Here is a 21,731-nt window from a genome sequence, read left to right as displayed (position 1 = left end):
GATGGACATGCCGTTGCATGCGTACGCCTATGTCAGCACGGCCAGGGAGGGACTGGACGTGCCTGAGCTCGATGCGCTGCTGGCCGATGCGACGGCGTTCAATCGCATGGCCGGAGTGACCGGAGTGCTGATGTTCGATGGCAGCCGTTTCCTGCAGTACATCGAAGGTCCGCGGGATGGTCTGGCCTCGGTGCACGCGCGCATCAGCAACGCGCGGCGCCACGGCAGCGTCGTCCAGCTTGCCGCAGGCCCGATCGCGACCCGCTGGTTCCCGCGCTGGACGATGGCCAACCGGCATGTGGATCCGGCGACGCTGACCAGCATCGTGGCGGCCCCGTGGCACGGTTTCAGTCTGGAACAGAACCATCTGGACCACGGCTTCTGCCTGTTGCTGCGGGCCTGGACCGGGGGGCACGGCGAGCTCGAGCCGGCTGCCGTCAGCCTCGGATCCTGAGTCCGGCGTGGTCTGGCGGCGCTGCCGCGGTTAATCTTGTCGGCATGTTTGCCTGCACCCGGACCCTCGCATGACCCACTGGACACCGTCGCCAGCTGCTGGACGCCGCGCGTGAGCGCGCCGATCGGCGCAGCACAGATGCCGTCCCCGGCCATCATCGGCCTGGGGTATGTCGGGCTGCCGTTGGCGGTGGCTTTCGGCCGGCAGCTGCCCACGCTGGGGTACGACATCGACGCTGCGCGCATCGCCGAACTGGCTGGCGGGCAGGATCACACCCTGGAGATGGAGCCGGACGAACTGGCCAGCGCGTCGCTGCTGCGCTACAGCAGCGATCCGGCGCAGCTGGACGCCTGCAACGTGTACATCGTCACCGTGCCCACGCCGATCGATGCTTACGAGCAGCCCGATCTGGAGCCATTGCGCTCGGCGACGCGACTGATCGCCAGCCATCTTCGCGCCGGTGACCTGGTGATCTACGAATCCACCGTCTACCCCGGCACCACCGAAGAAGTCTGCGTACCACTGCTGGAGCAGGGCTCGGGCCTTCGCTTCAACGAGGATTTCTACTGCGGCTACAGCCCCGAGCGGGTCAGCCCTGGCGATCGTCAACGGCGCCTGGCCGACATCCGCAAGATCACATCCGGTTCAACGCCACAGGTGGCTGCGGTGGTCGATGGCCTGTACCAGCGGATCATCACGGCTGGCACCTTCCCGGTGCCGTCGATGCGGGTCGCCGAAGCGGCCAAGGTGGTGGAGAACATCCAGCGTGACGTCAACATTGCGCTGGTCAACGAGTTGGCCTTGATTTTCGATCGCCTCGGCATCGACACCCAGGATGTGCTCGACGCCGCAGGCAGCAAATGGAACTTCCTGCCGTTCCGTCCGGGGCTGGTGGGAGGCCACTGCATCGGCGTGGACCCGTACTACCTGCTGCACAAGTCGGAAAGCATGGGCTACCACCCCGACCTCATCCATACCGCGCGGCAGGTCAACAACCGGGTGGGCGAACATGTGGCCAATCGTGTGTTGGCGATGCTGGCCGAACGCGGTCGCTCACCGGCGCACTCGCGCATCCTGGTGCTGGGCGTGACCTTCAAGGAGGACTGCCCGGACCTGCGCAACAGTCGCGCGCTGGAACTGGCCCAGCGGCTGGCCGACGGCGGCGCGCAGGTGGATGTCAGCGATCCATGGGTGGGGCCGGCCGCACTGGCGGACGAGGGTGTGAACTGGTTGGCTGAGCCGACGGCGGGGAGCTACGACGCAGTGGTGCTGGCGGTGGCTCATGAGAGCTTCAAGGCGATGGACGATGCCCATATCCGCAGCCTGCTGGCGCCCGGCGGACTGGTCTACGACGTGAAGTCCGCCTGGCCGCGCAGCGTGGTCGACGATCGCCTGTAGGTGCTTGCGCGGTAGACTCGGGGGCAGTTGCAACCGAGGAACGCCATGCACCGGTATATCGTCTACCTGCTCGCCATCCTGATGTTTCCGATCTGCCTGTGGCTGGCCACGATCTGGCCGGCCTGGTATTGGGGCGTCGGCCTTACAGCTGCGATGGTGGCGCTGGGGACCTGGGACCTGCTGCAGAAGCGCAGCACCCTGCGCCGCAATTATCCGGTGATGGCGCACTTCCGCTACGGCCTGGAATCCATCGGCCCGGAGATCCGCCAGTACTTCGTGCAGAGCGATCTGGAAGATGTGCCGTTCTCGCGGCAGCAGCGCGCGCTGATCTACCAGCGTGCCAAGAACCAGATGGATACGGTGCCCTTCGGCACCCTGCGCAGCACCTATGCGGTGGACTACGAATGGATCAACCATTCGCTGGCCCCGACCACCATCGCCAAGCATGATTTCCGCGTGCTGATCGGTGCGAACTGTGCCAAACCCTATTCGGCCAGCGTGTTCAACATCTCGGCGATGAGTTTCGGCTCGCTGTCGGCCAATGCGATCCGTGCGTTGAACGAAGGCGCGCGCCGGGGTGGTTTCTACCATGACACCGGCGAAGGCTCGATTTCGCCGTATCACCGTGAGATGGGCGGCGACCTGGTCTGGGAGATCGGCTCGGGCTACTTCGGTTGCCGTGACGAGAGGGGCGGCTTCAGCGAGGAACGCTTCGCCATCAACGCCGCGCTTGAGCAGGTCAAGATGATCGAGATCAAGCTTTCGCAGGGCGCCAAGCCGGGCCACGGCGGCGTGCTGCCGGCGCCGAAGGTGACGGCCGAGATCTCGGTGACGCGTGGCGTGCCGATGGGCGTGGACTGTGTTTCTCCGTCACGCCATTCGGCGTTCTCCACGCCGGTTGAACTGCTGCAGTTCGTCGCCCGCCTGCGCGAGCTGTCCGGTGGCAAGCCGGTGGGATTCAAGCTGGCGATCGGCCACCCGTGGGAATGGTTCGGCATCGCCAAGGCGATGCACGAAACCGGTCTGCTGCCTGACTTCATCGTCGTCGATGGCGCCGAAGGCGGTACCGGTGCGGCACCCGCCGAGTTCGTCGATCACGTGGGTGTGCCGATGCACGAGGCGTTGCTGCTGGTGCACAACACCCTGGTGGGCCTGGACCTGCGCGAGCACATCCGCATCGGCGCGGCCGGCAAGATCACCAGCGCGTTCGATATCGCCCGCACCATTGCGATGGGCGCCGACTGGTGCAATGCCGGGCGCGGTTTCATGTTCGCGCTGGGCTGCATCCAGTCGCTCAGCTGCCATACCGACAAGTGCCCGACCGGCATCGCTACCCAGGATCCGGCGCGCTGGAAGCATCTGGATGCACCGGACAAGGCCACGCGCGTGTACAGCTTCCACGAGCACACCCTGCACGCGCTGAAGGAGCTGCTGTGTGCGGCGGGCTTGAACGATCCGGCCGAGCTCGGTCCGGAACACATCCTGCGCCGGGTGTCGCCGGTCGAGATCCGTTCGCTGGCCTCGCTGTACCGCTACCTGGAGCCGGGCGAGCTGCTGCACAAGGTGCCCGACCACGCGGTGTTCCATTCGTTCTGGGCCGATGCGCGCAGTGATTCCTTCCAGCCGCCGCCGAAGATCCAGGCGCTGCGGGCCAGCAAGTCGCGATGAGTCGCGTTGCAGGACATGAAAAGCAGACGCATACGGAGATTGCATGCAGTTCAGGACCGGCACCAACGATGATGTAAGCACGCTGTGGGCCTTGCGAACGCGTTGCGTACGCGAGCTGTGCAGCAGCCACTATCCGCCGGAGGTGATCGCGCCGTGGTCGGCATCGCCACCGCCGGTGCAGTACTCGCGGTTGCTGGGGCAGGGCGGCTGTGTCGTCGCCGAGGATGATCGGGGCGACGTGCTGGGGTTCGGTGTGCTCGATGCCGAGGGTAATGAGATCGACGCGCTGTTCGTTGATCCGGCTCAGGGCGGGCAGGGGGTTGGCCAGGCGCTGATGCAGCGGCTGCTGGCGATGGCCGATCCAACACGCGAGGTGGTGTTGTCGGCCTCGCTCAATGCCGTGCCGTTCTACCAGCGGCAAGGCTTCGTTGCCGAACGCGAGGAACTGTATCCGCATCCCAGTGGCGTGGCATTGGCTTCGGTGAAGATGCGCCGGCCAGCCTGATGTGCCCGGCGCTACCGCACCTTGATCAACGCGTGGCCAACCACGCGGTCACGCCCTCTGCCGCGCGCAGTCCGCTGGCATAGCAGGCCGTCAACAGGTAGCCACCGGTCGGTGCTTCCCAGTCCAGCATCTCTCCCGCGCAGAACACGCCCGGCACGGCACGCAGCATCAATCCATCGTCCAGCGCATCCAGGCGCACGCCGCCTGCCGTACTTATCACCTCGGCCATCGGCCGCGGGCGCAACAGGCGCAGCGGCAACCGCTTCAATGTGGTGACTACGGCGGACAGATCGTTGCCGGCATCCTTGCCCAGCGTTTCGAATACCAGTGCGGTCTTCACGGCGTCCAGCCCAGCCTGGCGACGCAGGTGCTCGCCGAAACTGCGACCCTTGCGCGGCTGCGAGAGATCGGCCTGCAGGCGCGCCTCGTCGCGGCCCGGCACCAGGTCCAGCCACAGCGTGGCGTGGCCGTCGCGGTTGATGGTGTCGCGCAGGTCGGCCGACAGGGCATAGATCAGGCTGCCTTCGATACCGTACTCGCTGGCCACGCACTCGCCCTGTAGCGAGCGGGGCTCACCGTCGAGGTCATGCCAATGCGCGACGACCGGCTTCAGTGGTGCACCCGCGTGGCGCTGCGCGAAGAACGGTGTCCAGGCAACGTCGAATCCGCAGTTGGCCGATTGCAGCGGCGCGATATCCACGGCGCGGGCCCGCAATGCCGGAACCCATGCGCCGTCGCTGCCGAGCTGCGGCCAGCTTCCGCCACCCAGCGCCAACACGGTCGCGTCGGCGCGCACGTCCAGCACACCCGTCTCGGTGGCAAAGCGCAGTGCGCCGTCTTCGCTCCAGCCCAGCCAGCGATGGTTGACGTGCAGGCGCACGCCCTGTTCCTTCAGCCGGCGAACCCAGCCGCGCAGCAGCGGTGCGGCCTTGCGGTCAACCGGGAACACGCGGCCGGAACTGCCGACGTAGGTTTCCACACCGAAGCCTGCGGCCCAGTCGCGCAGCGCCTGTGCATCGAAGCCGTCCAGCCATTGGCCGACGCTGGCGGCCTGCTCGCGGTAGCGGCTGTCGAACAGCGGACGCGGGTCTGAATGGGTGAGGTTGAGCCCCCCCTTGCCTGCGATCAGGAACTTGCGGCCCGGCGAGCCTTTGGCCTCGTACAGATCAACGTCGATCCCTGCCGCGCGCAGCCTCTCAGCGGCAAACAACCCCGCCGGGCCGCCGCCGATGACGGCGACGCGGCGCGGCGGGCGTACTTCACTGCTGGACATTGAGCAGCTCGACATCGAACACCAGCGATGAACCTGCCGGGATCGGGCCGACTTGGCGATCGCCATAGCCGAATTCCGGCGGAATCATCAGCGTGCGCTTGCCTCCGACCTTCATGCCGGCCACGCCTTCATCCCAACCGCGGATGACCTGGCCGGCGCCCAGCGTGAAGGTGAACGGCTCGCCGCGTTCGACCGAACTGTCGAAGGTCTTGCCGTGCTTGTTGTCGGCGCGCTCGTCGTAGATCCAGCCGGTGTAATGCACGCTGACCTTCTGGCCCGGCACGGCCTCGGCGCCGCTGCCTGGCTGGGTGTCGATGCGCTCGAAAGCGGCGATGGTGCCTCCCGGCGGCGGGCCAGGCGGTTCCGACGAGCAACCAACGGCGGCGAGGGACAGCAGCAGGGGAAGCAGCAGGCGGCGCATCAGGCGTCTCCGGGGGTGATGAGTCAAGGGCGGCAAGGTTAGCGCATCGGCGCCGGGTATCATGGGCACATGGCAAAACTCCTGCTCAATCTGCGCAATGTCGGCAACGACGAATATGCCGATGTCTGCACGCTGCTCGACCAGCATGGCATCGCCTGGTACCGCACCGAACCCAGCCCTTGGGGCATCTCCAATGGTGGCCTGTGGCTGCGCGAGGATGCCGACCAGCCGCGTGCCAAGGCGCTGATGGCCGAGTACCAGACGGCCCGCGGCGGGCGGGTGCGCGCCGAGCGCGAGCAGGCCCTGCGCGATGGTACTGCCGAGACCTTTGGCAGCCTGTTCCGGCGTCGCCCTGGGTTCGTGGTGCTGGTGCTGCTGGGCATGGCGGTGGCGGCGGCATTGGTGCTGTTGCCGTTCATGCTGCTGCGGGGGTAAGGGTGTTCGGCCGGGTTGCACCCGGCACCCGCAGAGGCAACGTCAACAGCAACAGCAACGGCGGGCGTTCCGTGGTGGGCGGGGCGGTGTGGGCAGGCGGGGGACGGCAAAAGCTGCTCCTGCGTGCCTCGTAGAGCGCCATCCATGGCGCTCTGCGCCCCCGCCTGCCCACACCGCCCCGCCTCTGACAGTTCCCGTGATCTGCGGGGTCGGATCCCTCCGCTGCGCAGAGGGCTCCGACCCGTGAATCTGTCGATGGGGGCGGTCAGGCGGTAAAATGGCGGGATGATCGCCAATACCGCTGCCTATCATTTCGCCGTCATCGACGCTCCCCAGGCCCTGTGCGACCAGCTGCAGGCGCGTGCCGAGGCGGCTGGCCTGCAGGGCACGATCCTGGTGGCGGGCGAGGGGCTGAACCTGTTCCTGGCGGGGGCACCGTCTGCTGTCGATGGCTTCTACGCGGAACTGCGTGCGGATGCGCGCTTCGCCGACATGCGGGTCAAGACCAGCTTCAGCGAGCACCAGCCGTTCGCGCGGCTGAAGGCCAAGGTCAAGGATGAGATCATCAGCTTCCGCCGGGACGATGGCCAGCCGCTGGACTACCCGCGCGCGCCGGCGATCGATCCCGCCACGGTGCAGCGCTGGCTGCGGCAGGGGCACGATGATGCCGGCAAGCCGGTGGTGATGCTCGATACGCGCAACCTGCAGGAAATCGAGTACGGCACCTTCAAGGACGCGCTGGTACTGCCCATCCACAAGTTCACCGATCTGCCCGAAGCCTTGGCACCCCATCGCGAGGCGCTGAAGGACAGCACCGTGGTCAGTTTCTGCACCGGTGGCATCCGCTGCGAGAAGGCAGCGCTGTGGATGCTCAACGACGGCATGGACAACGTGCTGCAGCTCGATGGCGGCATCCTCGGTTACTTCGAGGAAGTGGGTGGCGAGGGTTACGAAGGCCGCTGCTTCGTGTTCGACGAACGCATTGCGCTGGACGCCGAACTGAAGCCGCTGGTGGACGAACCGTTGGCCGAGCCGCGGCCCAGCGCCTTCTGAGCTGAAATGTCGGTGCCCCGGTAGAGCCGGCCGCTGGCCGGCTGCCACGGCTCTCTGCCTGCCGGCCAGCGGCCGGCACTACCGGATCAAGCCCGGCGGGCCCTGAGCCCGCCCAACGGGAATCAGCGTCCCGCTACCGGCACTGGCCGCCGGGGCGGGGCGACCCCATCAACAGGGGATCCTGTAACGGAAAACCGCCTGATGATCCCGTTGTCGATCCTCGACCTGGCCCCGGTCTGCGAGGGCAGCGATACCACTGCCGCCTTCGCCAACATGCTCGAGCTGGCCCAGCATGCCGATGCGCTGGGCTACCGCCGCTATTGGCTGGCCGAACACCACAACATGCCCGGCATCGCCAGTGCCGCCACCGCGGTGCTGATCGGCCATGTCGCCGGTGGCACCAAACGCATTCGTGTCGGCGCCGGCGGCATCATGCTGCCCAACCACGCGCCGCTGCAGGTGGCCGAGCAGTTCGGCACCCTGGCCTCGCTGTACCCGGATCGCATCGACCTGGGCCTGGGCCGTGCACCGGGTACCGACCAGCCGACCGCGCGCGCGCTGCGCCGCTATTTCGACAGCGCCGACCAGTTCCCGCAGGACGTGCGCGAACTGCTGCACTACTTCGAACCGGTGCAGCCCGGCCAGGCGGTGCAGGCGGTACCGGGTGGCGGCCTGCGGGTGCCAACCTGGATCCTTGGTTCCAGCCTGTTCGGCGCGCGCATGGCCGCCTCGATGGGCCTGCCGTACGCCTTCGCCTCGCACTTCGCGCCCGATTCCATGGATGAAGCGCTGGCGGTGTACCGCCGTGAATTCCGCCCTTCGGCCACGCTCAAGCAGCCGCACGCGATGCTGGCATTGAACGTGGTGGCCAGTGACAGCGAGGCCGAATCGCGCCGGCTGTTCACCAGCCAGCAGCAGAGCTTCGTCAATCTGCGTCGTGGCCGTCCGGGCAAGATCCCGGCGCCGATCGACGACATCGAAGCGTTCTGGGAACCGCACGAGAAGCTGGGCGTGGAGCGGGCGCTGGCGTGCACGGTGTTGGGTGATCCACAGCAGGTGGCCGACGGCATCGCAGCCTTCGTCGAACGCCACCAGCCCGACGAACTGATGCTTACCGCCAACCTGTACGACCATCGCGCGCGCCTGCGTTCGTTCGAGCTGGCGATGCACGCGTGGCACGCCCGCCACGCGGGCTGAACAATTGCGTCACGGCAATTTGCGGCGCGAACGCGTCTGATGGGGTTCCCCTCTCTGGAGTCCCCCATGGACGAGTCCCGCACCGAACACATTGCCCAGCTGGCCGAACTGATCAAGGACGTGGAGGTGGCGATGTTCACCACCCGCGGCGTCGACGGGCGTCTCTACAGCCGCCCGCTCGGCACCCAGCAGGTCGCCTTCGATGGTGACCTGTGGTTCGCCACCGCTGCAGACAGCCCCAAGGTGGCGGAGATCGCGCTCGACCCACGGGTCAACGTGGCCTATGCCTCACCGTCGAAGAACACGTATGTCTCGGTGGCGGGTGTGGCGCGCATCGTCGATGACCGCGCCAAGGTCGAAGAGCTGTGGTCGCCGGCGATGAAGCTGTTCTTTCCCGGTGGTCCCGATGATCCGAAATTGCGGTTGATCCACGTGCGTGCGGAGACCGCTGAATACTGGGACGGGCCGGGCACGCTGCTGGGCTCGGCCCTTAGTTTCGTGTTGTCGGCCGTGCAGGATGAGCCGGCACAGTTGGGCGACAACGGCTTCATCGACCTGCGTTGAGGTGCCGCATCCACGCATGGCGTGGATCTACTGGGTTCAAGGTAGATTCGCGCCACGCGTGGATGCAGGTGATCCGAAGTAGATCCACGCCATGCGTGGATGGGAAGCGCCCGGGAATTGCCTGCGCTCAGAACCAGCGCTGGAACAGTTCGACGGTGTAACCCACCATTTGCCCGGAACTGAAACCAAAGAATGCGATCGCCACCACGGCAGCCACCCAGTTGAACAACATCAGCGCACCGTCGCGCTCCAGCAGCGCAAGCGCGAACAGCAGCAGCTGGAAACCAAACAGGTAGTTGGTGAACGGAATCGGCAGCGACAGCAGCAGGCCCAGCAGCACCAGCAGCAGGCCGCTGAAGGCGTGGGCGGGGGCAGGCGTCAGCATCTGTGGCATGCGCGGCTTGAGCATGCGGTCGAGGCGGCGCAGGGCACCGTCGATGCGGTCCAGGAACCGGTGCATGGTGCCGCGCTTTGGCCCGCGACGGGCGACGAAGCCGGGCAGCCAGGGCCGGCGCATGCAGAACAGCATCTGCAGGCCGATAAGGATCACCAGCGGCCCGCTGACCGCACCGCCCAGCCCCGGGATGGGGATGAAGGCCGGCAGGATGGCGACGAACAGGAACACACCGAAGGCACTCTGCTGCAGATCCTGCAGGATCTGCCCCAGCTTCATGTGCTGGGCCGGGTCACCGAAGGCGAACATCGCCAGCAGGGTGCGGATGCCCTCGTTGCGGTACTCCGGCGGCGCAGCGCCGGGGCCGGACTCAGGCGGTGAGCTCATCGGCCTGCTCGTCGGACAGGGTGCGAAGCAGCAACTTGTCCACGCGCGCACCGTCCAGATCGACCACCTCGAAGCGCCAGCCGGCCCAGTCGAAGTACTCGCCCGCGTGCGGGATGCGACCGAAGAAGTGGATGCACATGCCGGCCAGGGTGTAGTAGTCGCCATCCTCGGCGTCGGGCAGGTCGTTGCTGCCGATCAGCTCGCGCAGGTCCTCGATCGGCAGCGAGCCGTCCACCAGCAGCGAACCGTCTTCACGGGTCACCACCAGCGCGTCTTCGTCGGCATTCTCTGTCGCCTGCAGGCGGCCGACCACCGCGCCCATCAGGTCACTGATGGTCACCAGGCCCTGGATCTCGCCGTACTCGTCCACCACCAGCGCCATCGACTGCTGCTCTTCGCGGAAGATCTCCAGCAGCTTCATCGCATGGGTGGATTCAGAGACGTACAGCGGCTCGCGCAGGGTCTGGAACAGCGCGTTGTCGCCGCGTGCCATGCGTGTTGCCAGCGATTTCAGCTCCAGCACGCCGACCACGTCCATGTCGTTGTCGCGGTACACCGGGTACCGTGAGAACTCATGCTCGGCCATGATTTCCAGGTTCTTGTCCAGGCCACCCAGCGTGTCCAGCCAGGCGATCCGGTTGCGCGGGGTCATCAGGCTGTCGGCGGTACGGTCGCCCAAGCGCATCACGCGGTTCATCATGTCGCGTTCGTGGCTGTCGATCACGCCGGCCTCGTGGCTCTCGGCCACCAGCATGCGGATCTCTTCTTCTGTGACCGACGCGACCTCGTCCTTGCCCAGGCCGAACAGGCGCAGCACCAGCTGGGTGGTCTTTGACAGCAGCCAGACGAAGGGGAAGGCCAGCTTGGCCAGCCAGCTCATCGGCAGCGCCACCAGTCCGGCGATGTCCTCCGAGCGGGTCAGGGCCAGGCGCTTGGGTACCAGTTCGCCGAAGATCAGCGTGATGAAGGTGATGAAGGTGACCGCCAGCGCCTTGCCAACCGCACCGGCATAGGCGAAGCCCGGCATCAGCCCCTGGATCCAGCCGGCAATGGCCTCGCCCAGTGCTTCGCCGCCGAGGAAGCCGGTCAGCACGCCGATCACGGTGATGCCGATCTGTACGGTGGACAGGAACGCTTCCGGCTTCTCCGACAGCTCAAGTGCCTTGGCCGCGCGCTTGGAGGTGCCGGCCAGTTGCTTCAACCGGCTCTTGCGCGAGGTCATGACCGACATCTCGGACATGGCAAAGAAGCCGTTCAGCAGAACGAGCGCGAAGACAATCAGGATCATTTCAAACACGGGCATCGTCCCCGGTTGGTGGCAGGGAGGGCGGGTGCTTGCGATGGCGGCAGGCGCTCAGGAACAGGGTCCGGCGCGGCGCTGGGAGATAAGGGTCGTCGTCCATAAGGTGCGCCCGAGGGCGCGCTGGCATCTTAGCAAAGGGCCGTGGCCGGGTGGCAAATGCCTGTTCAGTTTTGGGCCTCCCGGCCCCCAAAAGGGGGCAGGGATACCCGTGATGGTCATCTAGCCGTCATAATTCGCACTGGTGCCGTCCTTCCCGCGACGGCTGACAGGTTTCTCAATGTTCTCTCTGCAGACCATTTTCGGTTCCGGCAAACAGTTCTACACCCTGCTTGATGAGGCTGCCGTCGCGGCTTCCGATGCCGCCAAGGCACTGCATTCGATGCTGCGCGACGCCGATCGCCAGCCCGCCCTGGATGCCTTCAAGCTGGCCCGCCTGCGCGAGCGCGCGGCCTCGGACAAGATCAGCCAGGCGCTGGTGGACAGCTTCATGACCCCGATCGAGCGCGAAGACATCGAAGCGCTGGGCTCGGCCCTGTACAAGATTCCCAAGCAGATCGAGAAGTTCGCCGATCGCTATTCGCTGGCCACGACCCACCTGGAGCACATCGACTTCGCGCCGCGCGCGGCGATGCTCGAGCAGGCCGCTGGCGTGGTGGTGGAGATGGTCGCCGACCTGCGCCACATGAACCTGGACCGGATGACCGCGCTCAACGAGCGTCTGCGTTCGCTGGAAAACGAGGCCGACCGCCTGATGCTCGAGCTGTACCGCGACATCTACTCCGGTCGCCTGGACAACCTGCAGATGTTCCTGCTGAAGGAATTCTTCGAGATCCTGGAGAAGGCCATCGACCGCTGCCGCGAAGCCGGCGTGGTGGCCTACCAGATCGTGTTGAAGAACAGCTGACGGACGCCACAGCATGCTGACCCTCGTTCTGGTGGTGATCCTGGCCGCGCTCGTTTTCGAGTTCATCAACGGCTTCCACGACACCGCCAACTCCATCGCCACCGTGGTGGCGACCAAGGTGCTCTCGCCCGGCTGGGCGGTGATGCTCGCCGCGTTCATGAACCTGCTGGGTGCGCTGACCGGCACCGCCGTGGCCCTGACCATCGCGTCGGGCCTGCTCAACACCAACGTGGTCGATGTGACCCCGCAGGTGATCCTGTGCGCGCTGCTCGGCGGCATCATCTGGAACCTGATCACGTGGTGGAAGGGCCTGCCGTCCTCGTCCTCGCACGCGCTGATCGGCGGCCTGTGTGGTGCCGGCCTGGCCGCAGCCCACAACAACTGGGATGCGCTGATCTGGTCGGAACGCTTCGGCAGCTGGGCGCAGAACAAGGGCCTGCTGTGGAAGGTGTTCGTGCCGATGATCACCTCGCCGATTGCCGGCTTCCTGCTGGGCATCGTGGTGATGGTGCTGTTGTGGGCGCTGATCGCCGGCCTGGCCAAGATCGGCGGCGCGATCGGCCGACTGGCGCGCCCGCGCATCGTCAATGCGTTCTTCGGCAAGGCGCAGATCGCCTCGGCGGCCTACATGGGCTTCGCCCACGGCCACAACGATGCGCAGAAGACCATGGGCATCATCGCGATGACCCTGATCGGTGCCGAAGCGACCGGTGCGTTGAACGACCTGCCGTCGTGGCTGGCCTTCATGCATCCGGACGCGCACGCCGGTGATGGCATCGCCATGTGGATCGTGCTGACCTGCGCCGTGGTGATGGCCGCCGGTACCGCCTCGGGCGGCTGGAAGATCATCAAGACCCTGGGCCACAAGATGGTCAAGCTGCATCCGATCCACGGTTTCGCCGCAGAAACGAGCTCGGCCACCGTGTTGACCGTGGCCGCCCACTTCGGCATGCCGGTGTCGACCACCCACAGCATCTCGACCGCGATCATGGGCGTCGGCTTCGCCAAGAACCCGCGTTCGCTGCGTCTGGGCGTGATCGAGCGCATCGTCTGGGCCTGGATCCTGACCATCCCGGCGGCAGGCGGCTGCGCCTACCTGATCCTGAAGCTGTTCGAGCTGTTCGGCTGGGCCTGAAGCCCGAGGCATTGAGGGCAGAGCCCTTTCCCTACGGGAAAAGGATCTGACCCCGGCAAATCAAAAAGCCCGCCGGATTCCGGCGGGCTTTTTTCATGGCAGATCATTTTCCCGTATCCACGCATGGCGTGGATCTACTGCAGGTCGCGTGAACCTGCCAGCGACGGGGTGGGGTGGGTGTGCAGGACCGTTGGCGCCATGGATGGCGCCATCGAGCCCCCAAGGACGGGTTTACGGCGTGTCCTGCACACCCACCCCATCCCGCCGCCCTCCAGAGACCGAGCCTTTGCCGTTGCCGTTGATTCTGCGGGTGCCGGGCCGCAGGCCCGGCCCACACACCCCTCAATTACGCTGGAACAGCGCCTGCACATCCCTGCGGAACGCCGCCTGGCTGTCAGCCCTGCTGTAGAACATGTGCCCGCCTGGATAGCTGCGCACCTGCACGCGGTCCGGATTGCTGCCCATCGTCGGCATCTGGTCCACCGTCAGGATCGAGCCCATGAACGGGCACGACAGGTCATTCCAGCCATGCACGATCAGCACCTGCAGATGCGGGTCGATCGCCACCGCCTGGCGCAGCTGGGTCACTGCACCCTCGCGCAGGTCGCCATTGCGATCCCACAGACGGTTCACGTCGTAGTTCAGCGCCTGGTAGCGCGCATCCACCTTCCAGCCGACCTCGCGGGTGACGAAGTCGACCATCGCCGTGGTGGTCGGCGCGATGATGCTGTCCAGCAGCGGATCGTTGGCGCGCTGCTCCGGATCGTTCGGGAACGGATCGAATGCCGTGACGTTGGAGTCGTAGCGGCTTCCCAGCGTGCCCTTGTCGCGGAACACCTCGCGCAGGTAGGCCTGGGTTTCCAGGCGACCGCCAGCGCGGCGCACGAACTGCGGGTCCAGGCCGGTCAACTCGGCCACACGGCGCAGCATCGCCTCGGTCGCCTGCGGATCGCTGCGCCCCTTCATCAGTGCGGTGGCGTAGTCGCCGCGGGTGTACTCGACCACCTCGCGCATCGCCGCGTCGGTCAGCTTGCCCTGGCGCTCCAGGTGCGCGGCCGCGATCGAGGGCAGGGTCTGCATCCACGCCATCGGCGAAACATCGGCGTTGTCTTCCAGGGTCGGGCTCAGGTACGGCGACACCAGCACCAGGCCGTTCATCGCCACGCCCAGGCGGGTCTGCAGGAAGTGGGTGATGCGCGGGCCACGATAGCCGCCATAGCTCTCGCCGGTCAGGTACTTGCGCGCGCCCATGCGCTGGTTGCGCAGCAGCCAGTCGTAGATCGAGCGCGACAGGTACTCGATGTCGGCGCTGGGGGTGTACAGCTGCTTCTTCGCTTCGTCATCGCCGATGCGCGCGCGGCTGAAGCCGGTGCCTACCGGGTCGATGAACACCAGGTCGGTGAAGTCCAGCCAGGTGCCGGGGTTGTCGTGCAGCTTCGCTGGCGCCGATGCGCTGTCGCCTTCCGAACCGAAGGTCACCACCTTCGGGCCGATGGCGCCCAGGTTGAGGTACACCGACGACGCGCCGGGGCCGCCATTGAGGGCGAAGGTCACCGGCCGGTCCTTGCCCGGCATCGTGTAGGCGGTGAACACCACATCGGCGATCACCTTGCCCTTCGCATCGCGTACCGGCAGCGTGCCGACGGTGGCGGTGTAGTCGAGGGTGCGGCCCGCCAGGCGCATGCTCTGCCGAGCCGACGCATCGGCCGGCAGCGGAGCGGCCTCGGTCTTTTCTTCTTTCGTTTCAGAGGCGCTGTCAGCAGCAGGAGCGGCCACCACGCAGGCAGGGGCGATCAGCAGGCCGACGCAGAGCGCGGCAGAGTGCAGCAGGAACTTCATGGCACCGGAACGGCAGCGGAAGGGACCCCGATGCTAGGGCGGGGTGCCGCCTGCCGTATGTGTCCAAAGGCATGGGCCCGCGTTGCGGCCTGATCCGGTCAAGCCGAGGTGGCAGCTCGCGCAGCGTCATCGGCCAGCAGCCCGTACACGGCCGAGTCCGCCAGTTCACCGCGGATGCGCCAGCGCTGCCGCAGCAGGCCTTCGCGGTGGAAACCCAGGCGCTCAAGTACATGTGCCGAAGCCTGGTTGCGTGGGTCGATCTCGGCTTCCACCCGATGCAGTTGCAGGGTGTTGAACAGATAGTCCAGCACCCGCTGCAGCGCTTCATGCATGTAGCCATGGCCCTGCCTGCCAGGTGCCAGCAGATAGCCGATTTCGGCACGCGCCGCGTCGCGATCCAGCGCAAACACCACGCAGATGCCCAGCAGCGGGCCGTCCACCGATTCGCGCAGGGCCAGCTTCAATTGCGTGCCGGTCGCCTGTGCGGCGAGGTCGTCGTCGATCTGCGCGCGTGCTTCGGCGGGACGCGTCCACGCCGGGTGGTTCCACCAGTGCATCACGTCCGGGTCGGACTGCAGGGCGAACAGGGCCGCGGCGTCATCGCGGCGGATGGGGCTCAGCACCAGGCGCGCGCTGTGCAGCGGCAGCCCGGGAAACAGCAGCGAGTTGGCGGGCAATGGGGTCGTCCACGCGGATGAGCGCGCATTATGGACCCGCAGGGTTTGCCGATGGGGGTGTGATGTCTGTAGAGCCGAGCCGATGCTCGGCTGCCCGGCACGGCGCGAAATGCAGCCGAGCGTGGGCTCGGCTCTACAGGAGGGCCGCGAGCGTCAGGCTTCCAGCGAAGCCAGATCGCCCTTGCTCTCCAGCCAGCCCTTGCGATCCGACGCGCGCTTCTTGGCCAGCAGCATGTCCATCAGCGAGCTTGTCTGCTCGCGATCGTCGACGGTCAACTGCACCAGGCGACGGGTGTCCGGGTGGATGGTGGATTCACGCAGCTGCGGCGGATTCATCTCGCCCAGGCCCTTGAAGCGGGTCACGTTGATGGCGCCCTTGATCTTCTCGCGTTCGATCTTGTCCAGCATCGAGCGCTTTTCTTCCTCATCCAGGGCGTAGAACACCTGCTTGCCCACGTCGATGCGGAACAGCGGCGGCATCGCCACGAACACGTGGCCGGCATCCACCAGCGCCGGGAAGTGCTTCAGGAACAGTGCGGTCAGCAGGGTGGCGATATGCAGGCCGTCCGAGTCGGCGTCGGCGAGGATGATCACCTTGCCGTAGCGCAGGCCGCTGATGTCCTCCTTGCCCGGGTCGCAGCCGATGGCCACCGCCAGGTTGTGCACTTCCTCCGAGGCCAGCACGCTGTTGGAGGACACTTCCCAGGTGTTGAGGATCTTGCCGCGCAGCGGCAGGATCGCCTGGAAGTCCTTGTCGCGGGCCTGCTTGGCGCTGCCGCCTGCCGAGTCGCCCTCGACCAGGAACAGTTCGGTGCGCGACAGGTCCTGGCTGATGCAGTCGGCCAGCTTGCCGGGCAGGGCAGGGCCCTGGGTGACCTTCTTGCGGACAACCAGCTTCTCGGTCTTCAGGCGCGCGCTGGCGCGCTCGATGGCGATCTGCGCGATCTTCTCGCCCAGCTCCACGTTCTGGTTCAGCAGCAGGCTGAACGCATCGTGCGCGGCGCCTTCGACGAAACCTGCGGCCTGGCGCGAAGACAGGCGTTCCTTGGTCTGGCCGCTGAACTGCGGGTCGGTCATCTTCAGCGACAGCACGAACGACACGCGGTCCCACACGTCTTCCGGGGCCAGCTTGACGCCGCGCGGCAACAGGTTGCGGAAGTCGCAGAACTCGCGCAGCGCTTCGGTCAGGCCGGTGCGCAGGCCGTTGGCGTGGGTGCCGTGCTGCGCGGTCGGGATCAGGTTGACGTAGCTTTCCTGCACCAGTTCGCCTTCCGGCAGCCAGGCCACGGCCCAGTCCACGATCTCGGTGTCTTTCTTCAGGTTGCCGACGAACAGCTCGGCCGGCAGCATCTCGCGATCGCCCAGTTCCAGCTTCAGGTAATCGCGCAGGCCGTCTTCGTAGTACCAGGTGTCGACTTCACCGGTGGCTTCGTCGGTCAGCTTGACGGTCAGGCCCGGGCACAGCACGGCCTTGGCGCGCAGCAGGTGCTTGAGCGCGCGCACGGCGAACTTGGGCGTATCGAAGTACTTCGGGTCCGGCCAGAAGCGCAGGCGGGTACCGGTGTTCTTCTTGCCGACGGTGCCGACCACTTCCAGCGGCGAGGCGCGGTCGCCGTTGCGGAAGGTGATGCGGTGTTCGGCACCTTCGCGCTTGATGTGGATTTCCACCAGGGTCGACAGCGCATTGACCACGCTGACGCCGACGCCATGCAGGCCGCCGGAGAAGGTGTAGTTGTTGTTGTTGAACTTGCCGCCGGCATGCAGGCGGGTAAGGATCAGCTCGACGCCCGGGATCTTCTCTTCCGGATGGATGTCCACCGGCATGCCGCGGCCGTCATCGCTGACCTCCACGCTGCCGTCCTTGAACAGGGTGATCTCGATCGAGCGGGCATGGCCTGCGAGGGCCTCGTCCACCGAGTTGTCGATCACTTCCTGCGCCAGGTGGTTCGGGCGCGCGGTGTCGGTATACATGCCGGGGCGGCGCTTGACCGGGTCAAGGCCGGACAGGACTTCAATATCGGCGGCGTTATAGCGGGCGTTCATCTGTCTTCGAAAGCGTGGAGCGACGGGCAAGTGTGCGGTCTGGACCGGGAATTTGCACGCCTGCGGTTCAGCCTCGTTGGCGGGGAGGGGGTAAAATGGCAGCCGCTGGAACCGAACACCGGCGCCCCCCACATCCGAGCCATACCGCGAGGAGGACTCCATGAAGAAGTTGCTGACCATTGCGATCCTGGCTGCCGCCGCTGTTGCAGTGCCGATGGTGCTGGCGCAGAACGCCGGCCAGCCTGCTCCGCAGCAGGGTGACCAGGCCGACAAGGCGCAGTCCGAAGCCGACGCCAAGGCCAAGCGCCGCGCGCAGGCCAATGCCGAGATGAAGGCCAAGGGCCAGCCGGTGCCGCAGCAGGAAGAAGAGGAAGAGGCACGCAAGAAGAAGTAATTCTTCTGCCCCTCCGAAGCCCTTGCCACAAGGGTTTCAGCGTTGAACGCCCCGCCCAGCGGGGCGTTTCTTTTTGCCGATCGCGCCATCTGCCCCTTGGGTTGGCGGCCATCTATCTGTAAACTATGGCTTTCCGGGAGTAAGTGCGTGTCCACCATTTGCGAATGGGCTGGCACGGCCAAGCGTGGCCTCCAGCAAAGCGGGTCGCAGGTGACGGTCGAAGTGACCGGCACGGCCGCCCCGACCTCGCAGGGTGGTTCCCCGTTGGCGCCTGGCGCCGGCCGGGCCCGCACCTCCCTCGCTGCTCCAGCGAACCGGAAAACCCCCTTTCTGCTCCACGCCCGCCCCCCGGGCAGGCGTGGCGCTGCCGTTTTCCATTTCCAGACAGGATGCTTGCAGCCATGACTCCCTTGATTTTCGTAACCGGCGGCGTGGTGTCCTCGCTCGGCAAAGGTATTGCCGCCGCGTCACTGGCCGCCATTCTCGAAGCGCGTGGCCTGAAGGTCACGATGATGAAGCTCGATCCGTACATCAACGTCGATCCGGGCACCATGAGCCCGTTCCAGCACGGTGAGGTGTATGTCACCGACGACGGCGCCGAAACCGATCTCGACCTGGGCCACTACGAGCGCTTCGTGCGCACCCGCCTGAGCCGCAAGAACTCGGTCACCACCGGTCGCATCTACGAAGAAGTGATCCGCAAGGAGCGCCGCGGCGACTACCTGGGCGCGACCGTGCAGGTCATTCCGCACATCACCGATGAGATCCGTCGCTGCATGGACGAAGCCACCGAGGGCTTCGACGTGGCCTTGGTGGAGATCGGCGGCACCGTCGGTGACATCGAGTCGCTGCCGTTCCTGGAGGCGATCCGCCAGGTGCGCACCGAGCGTGGCCCGGAAAAGGCACTGTTCATGCACCTCACCCTGGTGCCGTACATCGCCGCTGCCGGTGAACTGAAGACCAAGCCGACCCAGCACTCGGTGAAGGAACTGCGCTCGATCGGCATCCAGCCGGACGTGCTGCTGTGCCGCTCGGAACAGCCGGTGCCGGATTCGGAGCGTCGCAAGATCGCCCAGTTCACCAACGTCTCCGAGCGCGCGGTGATCAGCGTGCCCGACGTCGATGTGCTGTACCGCATTCCGATGGGCCTGCACGCACAGGGCCTGGACGAGATCGTCATCAACCAGCTAAAGCTGGCCGACAAGGCCGGCCCGGCCGACCTGTCGATGTGGGAAGACGCCGTCGATGCCACCCTGCATCCGCTGGATGCGGTGACCATCGCAGTGGTCGGCAAGTACATCGACCACCAGGACGCCTACAAGTCGGTCGGCGAGGCACTCAAGCACGGTGGCCTGCGCCAGCGCACCAAGGTCACCCTGAAGTGGCTGGAAGCGCAGGACCTGGAAGGCAGCGACATGTCCGCGCTGGCCGATGTCGACGGCATCCTGGTGCCGGGTGGTTTCGGCGACCGTGGCTTCGAAGGCAAGGTCCTCACCTCGCAGTACGCCCGTGAGCAGAAGGTGCCGTACTTCGGCATCTGCTACGGCATGCAGGCTGCCGTGGTCGACTACGCGCGCCACGTGGTGGGCCTGGAAGACGCCAACAGCACCGAGAACGATCGTCAGTCGCCGAATCCGGTGATCGGCCTGATCACCGAGTGGCGCACCGCCACCGGCGACGTGGAAAAGCGTGACGACAAGAGCGACCTGGGCGGCACCATGCGCCTGGGCCTGCAGGAGCAGCGCCTGAAGCCGGGCACGCTGGCCCGCGAGCTGTACGGCAAGGACGTGGTCGCCGAGCGTCACCGCCACCGTTACGAGTTCAACAACCGCTACCGCACCCAGCTGGAAGACGCAGGCCTGGTGATCGCCGGCAAGTCCATGGACGACACCCTGGTGGAAGTGGTCGAACTGCCGCGCGACCAGCATCCGTGGTTCCTGGCCTGCCAGGCGCACCCGGAATTCCTGTCCACCCCGCGTGATGGCCACCCGCTGTTCATCGGCTTCATCCGTGCCGCGCGCGAGCGCAAGGCTGGTGGCAAGCTGCTGCAGGAAGTGCGCGCCTGACTTGTCATGGGGGCCGCTGGCCCCCATCTTGCTCGCTTCAACCCCAGCGCACCGGCACTGCCGGTGTAGCGGACAACAAGGAAACGCCATGAAACTGTGTGGATTCGAGGTCGGGCTGGACCAGCCCCTGTTCCTGATCGCCGGCCCCTGCGTGATCGAGTCGATGCAGCTGCAGCTGGATACCGCCGGCAAGCTGAAGGAAGTGACCGACAAGCTCGGTGTGAACTTCATCTTCAAGTCCAGCTTCGACAAGGCCAACCGCACCTCCGGCACGGCCTTCCGTGGCCCGGGCATGGAAGAGGGCCTGAAGGTGCTGGCCGAGGTCAAGAAGCAGATCGGCGTACCGGTGCTGACCGACGTGCACGAGTACACCCCGATGGACGAAGTGGCCTCGGTGGTGGACGTGCTGCAGACCCCGGCGTTCCTGGTCCGCCAGACCGACTTCATCCGCAAGGTGTGCTCGGCCGGCAAGCCGGTCAACATCAAGAAGGGCCAGTTCCTGGCGCCGTGGGACATGAAGCCTGTCGTGGAGAAGGCCAAGGCCACCGGCAACGAGCAGATCATGGTCTGCGAGCGTGGCGCCAGCTTCGGCTACAACAACCTGGTCAGCGACATGCGTTCGCTGGCGGTGATGCGCGATACCGGCTGCCCGGTGGTGTTCGACGCCACCCATTCGGTGCAGCTGCCGGGCGGGCAGGGCACCAGTTCCGGTGGCCAGCGCGAGCATGTGCCGGTACTGGCGCGTGCCGCGGTTGCCGTGGGCATCTCCGGCCTGTTCGCCGAGACCCATCCGGACCCGTCCAAGGCGCTGTCCGATGGCCCCAACGCGTGGCCGCTGGACCAGATGGAAGCCCTGCTCGAGACCCTGATGGAGCTTGACGCGGTGACCAAGAAGCACGGCTTCTCGCGCTTCGCGTGAGTCAGCACCCGCAGGCGGCGCTGGAGATCCAGCGTCGTCGCCGGCACTGGCGGCAGTGGCCGTGGGGCCCGATTGCACTCGGTCTGGCCTTGCTTTCGGTATCCGGCGTATTCGCCATCGGCATGCTGTTTGGTGCCGGTATGCGTCCGTCCAGTGCGGGCGGCCCGGTAGTGAACCTGCTGCCCTTCGTCATCGCGCTGGCGGTGGCCGAAGTGCTGACCATTTCCGCAGGGTTTTGCGCCGCGGTGCTCGGCTGGCGCCTGAACCGGGGCAGGGTCACCGCTGCACTGGCGATGGTCCTGCTGTCGCTGTGGGTGGGCATCCTGCTGCACGATCTGCTTTGATGAATACGACACCTGAACCCTCGCGCAGTCGCCCCTGGGGCCTGATCGCCCTGTTGCTGTCGGTGCTCGCCTGGGGCGCGTTGCTGCTGGGCGTGCTGGCCTTCGCCGCCAGCTTCCGGCCGCCGGGGGATGGCAACAACGGCGTGCAGGCTGTGCAGTACTGGATGCTGGGCGCGTTGGTTACGCTGGTGCTGTCTTTCGCAGGCAGCCTGGGCGCGATGGTGATGGCCTGGCGACGGCGGCGCGGACCTGTGTGCGCGGCCATTGCCGGTGCGTTGCTGGTGATGCTGGTGTCGCTGGTGATGATCGTGATCGGGTCCAGCTGGGGCTGATGCCGCTCAGGCCATTTGGCAAGTGA

Annotated in this window: 22 protein-coding genes; 15 read left to right on the top strand and 7 right to left on the bottom strand. The window is 66.3% G+C overall.

The window, feature by feature from the left end; all coding sequences use genetic code 11:
* The first annotated feature begins 1 nt into the window (after position 1).
* The 4 genes from HFK18_RS20055 (at position 2) to HFK18_RS20040 (ending at position 4,025) form a co-directional block, all read left to right on the top strand.
* A complete protein-coding gene (locus HFK18_RS20055) occupies positions 2–454 on the top strand; it encodes a BLUF domain-containing protein (RefSeq protein ID WP_257216356.1) in 453 nt (150 codons plus the stop codon).
* A 111-nt stretch (positions 455–565) separates the two neighbouring features.
* Positions 566–1,852: a nucleotide sugar dehydrogenase gene (locus tag HFK18_RS20050; protein ID WP_180167598.1), complete on the top strand. Its 1,287-nt coding sequence runs from the start codon at positions 566–568 to the stop codon at positions 1,850–1,852.
* Between the two features lie 45 nt (positions 1,853–1,897).
* Complete coding sequence (locus HFK18_RS20045) at positions 1,898–3,520, top strand: FMN-binding glutamate synthase family protein (protein ID WP_180167597.1); 1,623 nt, start codon at positions 1,898–1,900, stop codon at positions 3,518–3,520.
* A 43-nt stretch (positions 3,521–3,563) separates the two neighbouring features.
* On the top strand, positions 3,564–4,025 hold the full coding sequence (locus tag HFK18_RS20040) for a GNAT family N-acetyltransferase (protein ID WP_180167596.1): 462 nt from the start codon (positions 3,564–3,566) through the stop codon (positions 4,023–4,025).
* Positions 4,026–4,050: 25 nt separating this feature from the next.
* Here HFK18_RS20040 and HFK18_RS20035 read toward each other — a convergent pair whose 3' ends face one another.
* Both HFK18_RS20035 and HFK18_RS20030 read right to left on the bottom strand, forming a co-directional pair.
* Positions 4,051–5,298 carry a TIGR03862 family flavoprotein gene (locus tag HFK18_RS20035; protein ID WP_257216347.1) on the bottom strand — a complete coding sequence of 416 codons (1,248 nt, stop codon included), beginning with the start codon at positions 5,296–5,298 and terminating at the stop codon, positions 4,051–4,053.
* Positions 5,285–5,719, bottom strand: coding sequence for an FKBP-type peptidyl-prolyl cis-trans isomerase (locus tag HFK18_RS20030; RefSeq protein ID WP_099820078.1), 435 nt, complete (start codon positions 5,717–5,719; stop codon positions 5,285–5,287). The genes HFK18_RS20035 and HFK18_RS20030 overlap by 14 nt, the downstream gene beginning before the upstream one ends.
* A gap of 69 nt (positions 5,720–5,788) precedes the next feature.
* Here HFK18_RS20030 and HFK18_RS20025 point away from each other — a divergent pair, with 69 nt between their 5' ends.
* The 4 genes from HFK18_RS20025 to HFK18_RS20010 all read left to right on the top strand — a co-directional run bounded on the left by HFK18_RS20025 (position 5,789) and on the right by HFK18_RS20010 (position 8,968).
* Positions 5,789–6,154, top strand: a complete 366-nt coding sequence (locus tag HFK18_RS20025) for a DUF6164 family protein (RefSeq protein ID WP_180167594.1) — start codon at positions 5,789–5,791, stop codon at positions 6,152–6,154.
* A 285-nt stretch (positions 6,155–6,439) separates the two neighbouring features.
* On the top strand, positions 6,440–7,207 hold the full coding sequence (locus HFK18_RS20020; protein WP_180167593.1) for a sulfurtransferase: 768 nt from the start codon (positions 6,440–6,442) through the stop codon (positions 7,205–7,207).
* 201 nt (positions 7,208–7,408) lie between these two features.
* Positions 7,409–8,404: an LLM class flavin-dependent oxidoreductase gene (locus HFK18_RS20015; protein ID WP_180167592.1), complete on the top strand. Its 996-nt coding sequence runs from the start codon at positions 7,409–7,411 to the stop codon at positions 8,402–8,404.
* Positions 8,405–8,470: 66 nt separating this feature from the next.
* Complete coding sequence (locus HFK18_RS20010) at positions 8,471–8,968, top strand: pyridoxamine 5'-phosphate oxidase family protein (protein WP_100464687.1); 498 nt, start codon at positions 8,471–8,473, stop codon at positions 8,966–8,968.
* A gap of 127 nt (positions 8,969–9,095) precedes the next feature.
* On the opposite strand, the gene HFK18_RS20005 is transcribed toward HFK18_RS20010, so the two are convergent.
* Positions 9,096–9,749, bottom strand: a complete 654-nt coding sequence (locus HFK18_RS20005; protein WP_180167591.1) for an exopolysaccharide biosynthesis protein — start codon at positions 9,747–9,749, stop codon at positions 9,096–9,098.
* Positions 9,733–11,037, bottom strand: a complete 1,305-nt coding sequence (locus HFK18_RS20000; RefSeq protein WP_257216346.1) for a hemolysin family protein — start codon at positions 11,035–11,037, stop codon at positions 9,733–9,735. Before HFK18_RS20000 ends, HFK18_RS20005 begins: the two co-directional genes overlap by 17 nt.
* A 292-nt stretch (positions 11,038–11,329) precedes the next feature.
* On the opposite strand from HFK18_RS20000, the gene HFK18_RS19995 reads away from it, so the two are divergent.
* Positions 11,330–11,956, top strand: coding sequence for a DUF47 family protein (locus tag HFK18_RS19995; protein WP_025878890.1), 627 nt, complete (start codon positions 11,330–11,332; stop codon positions 11,954–11,956).
* A 13-nt stretch (positions 11,957–11,969) separates the two neighbouring features.
* A complete protein-coding gene (locus HFK18_RS19990) occupies positions 11,970–13,091 on the top strand; it encodes an inorganic phosphate transporter (RefSeq protein WP_089240221.1) in 1,122 nt (373 codons plus the stop codon).
* A gap of 342 nt (positions 13,092–13,433) precedes the next feature.
* Here HFK18_RS19990 and HFK18_RS19985 read toward each other — a convergent pair whose 3' ends face one another.
* From HFK18_RS19985 to parE, 3 genes are all read right to left on the bottom strand, one after another.
* On the bottom strand, positions 13,434–14,930 hold the full coding sequence (locus tag HFK18_RS19985; protein ID WP_180167589.1) for a S10 family peptidase: 1,497 nt from the start codon (positions 14,928–14,930) through the stop codon (positions 13,434–13,436).
* Positions 14,931–15,028: 98 nt separating this feature from the next.
* Entirely contained in the window at positions 15,029–15,607 is a 579-nt protein-coding gene (locus tag HFK18_RS19980; RefSeq protein ID WP_099820085.1) for a GNAT family protein, read from the bottom strand.
* A 153-nt stretch (positions 15,608–15,760) separates the two neighbouring features.
* Positions 15,761–17,650, bottom strand: a complete 1,890-nt coding sequence (parE, locus tag HFK18_RS19975) for a DNA topoisomerase IV subunit B (protein ID WP_099820086.1) — start codon at positions 17,648–17,650, stop codon at positions 15,761–15,763.
* A 160-nt stretch (positions 17,651–17,810) separates the two neighbouring features.
* On the opposite strand from parE, the gene HFK18_RS19970 reads away from it, so the two are divergent.
* The 5 genes from HFK18_RS19970 to HFK18_RS19950 all read left to right on the top strand — a co-directional run bounded on the left by HFK18_RS19970 (position 17,811) and on the right by HFK18_RS19950 (position 21,705).
* Positions 17,811–18,044, top strand: a complete 234-nt coding sequence (locus tag HFK18_RS19970) for a hypothetical protein (RefSeq protein ID WP_089240228.1) — start codon at positions 17,811–17,813, stop codon at positions 18,042–18,044.
* A 401-nt stretch (positions 18,045–18,445) separates the two neighbouring features.
* Entirely contained in the window at positions 18,446–20,110 is a 1,665-nt protein-coding gene (locus tag HFK18_RS19965; protein ID WP_100464696.1) for a CTP synthase, read from the top strand.
* Between the two features lie 88 nt (positions 20,111–20,198).
* Entirely contained in the window at positions 20,199–21,029 is an 831-nt protein-coding gene (kdsA, locus tag HFK18_RS19960; protein ID WP_014036736.1) for a 3-deoxy-8-phosphooctulonate synthase, read from the top strand.
* Positions 21,026–21,373: a hypothetical protein gene (locus HFK18_RS19955; RefSeq protein ID WP_180167588.1), complete on the top strand. Its 348-nt coding sequence runs from the start codon at positions 21,026–21,028 to the stop codon at positions 21,371–21,373. Before kdsA ends, HFK18_RS19955 begins: the two co-directional genes overlap by 4 nt.
* On the top strand, positions 21,373–21,705 hold the full coding sequence (locus HFK18_RS19950; protein WP_180167587.1) for a hypothetical protein: 333 nt from the start codon (positions 21,373–21,375) through the stop codon (positions 21,703–21,705). The genes HFK18_RS19955 and HFK18_RS19950 overlap by 1 nt, the downstream gene beginning before the upstream one ends.
* The last annotated feature ends 26 nt before the right edge of the window (positions 21,706–21,731 follow it).

This window comes from Stenotrophomonas sp. SbOxS2, assembly GCF_013416715.1.
Taxonomy (GTDB): domain Bacteria; phylum Pseudomonadota; class Gammaproteobacteria; order Xanthomonadales; family Xanthomonadaceae; genus Stenotrophomonas; species Stenotrophomonas lactitubi.
Note: the sequence above shows the minus strand (reverse complement) of the source record. Positions and strands in the feature narration are given on the sequence as shown.

Bases quoted from the DNA above. Each gene is read 5' to 3' on its own strand.
- HFK18_RS20025 (WP_180167594.1), top strand. From the start codon at position 5,789: ATGGCAAAACTCCTGCTCAATCTGCGCAATGTCGGCAACGACGAATAT.
- HFK18_RS19965 (WP_100464696.1), top strand. From the start codon at position 18,446: ATGACTCCCTTGATTTTCGTAACCGGCGGCGTGGTGTCCTCGCTCGGC.
- HFK18_RS19950 (WP_180167587.1), top strand. From the start codon at position 21,373: ATGAATACGACACCTGAACCCTCGCGCAGTCGCCCCTGGGGCCTGATC.
- parE (WP_099820086.1), bottom strand. From the start codon at position 17,650: ATGAACGCCCGCTATAACGCCGCCGATATTGAAGTCCTGTCCGGCCTT.
- HFK18_RS20035 (WP_257216347.1), bottom strand. From the start codon at position 5,298: ATGTCCAGCAGTGAAGTACGCCCGCCGCGCCGCGTCGCCGTCATCGGC.
- HFK18_RS20055 (WP_257216356.1), top strand. From the start codon at position 2: ATGGACATGCCGTTGCATGCGTACGCCTATGTCAGCACGGCCAGGGAG.
- HFK18_RS20045 (WP_180167597.1), top strand. From the start codon at position 1,898: ATGCACCGGTATATCGTCTACCTGCTCGCCATCCTGATGTTTCCGATC.
- HFK18_RS20000 (WP_257216346.1), bottom strand. From the start codon at position 11,037: ATGATCCTGATTGTCTTCGCGCTCGTTCTGCTGAACGGCTTCTTTGCC.
- HFK18_RS20020 (WP_180167593.1), top strand. From the start codon at position 6,440: ATGATCGCCAATACCGCTGCCTATCATTTCGCCGTCATCGACGCTCCC.
- HFK18_RS19990 (WP_089240221.1), top strand. From the start codon at position 11,970: ATGCTGACCCTCGTTCTGGTGGTGATCCTGGCCGCGCTCGTTTTCGAG.
- HFK18_RS20005 (WP_180167591.1), bottom strand. From the start codon at position 9,749: ATGAGCTCACCGCCTGAGTCCGGCCCCGGCGCTGCGCCGCCGGAGTAC.
- HFK18_RS20015 (WP_180167592.1), top strand. From the start codon at position 7,409: ATGATCCCGTTGTCGATCCTCGACCTGGCCCCGGTCTGCGAGGGCAGC.
- HFK18_RS19985 (WP_180167589.1), bottom strand. From the start codon at position 14,930: ATGAAGTTCCTGCTGCACTCTGCCGCGCTCTGCGTCGGCCTGCTGATC.
- HFK18_RS20030 (WP_099820078.1), bottom strand. From the start codon at position 5,719: ATGCGCCGCCTGCTGCTTCCCCTGCTGCTGTCCCTCGCCGCCGTTGGT.
- HFK18_RS19995 (WP_025878890.1), top strand. From the start codon at position 11,330: ATGTTCTCTCTGCAGACCATTTTCGGTTCCGGCAAACAGTTCTACACC.
- HFK18_RS19970 (WP_089240228.1), top strand. From the start codon at position 17,811: ATGAAGAAGTTGCTGACCATTGCGATCCTGGCTGCCGCCGCTGTTGCA.
- HFK18_RS20040 (WP_180167596.1), top strand. From the start codon at position 3,564: ATGCAGTTCAGGACCGGCACCAACGATGATGTAAGCACGCTGTGGGCC.
- kdsA (WP_014036736.1), top strand. From the start codon at position 20,199: ATGAAACTGTGTGGATTCGAGGTCGGGCTGGACCAGCCCCTGTTCCTG.
- HFK18_RS20010 (WP_100464687.1), top strand. From the start codon at position 8,471: ATGGACGAGTCCCGCACCGAACACATTGCCCAGCTGGCCGAACTGATC.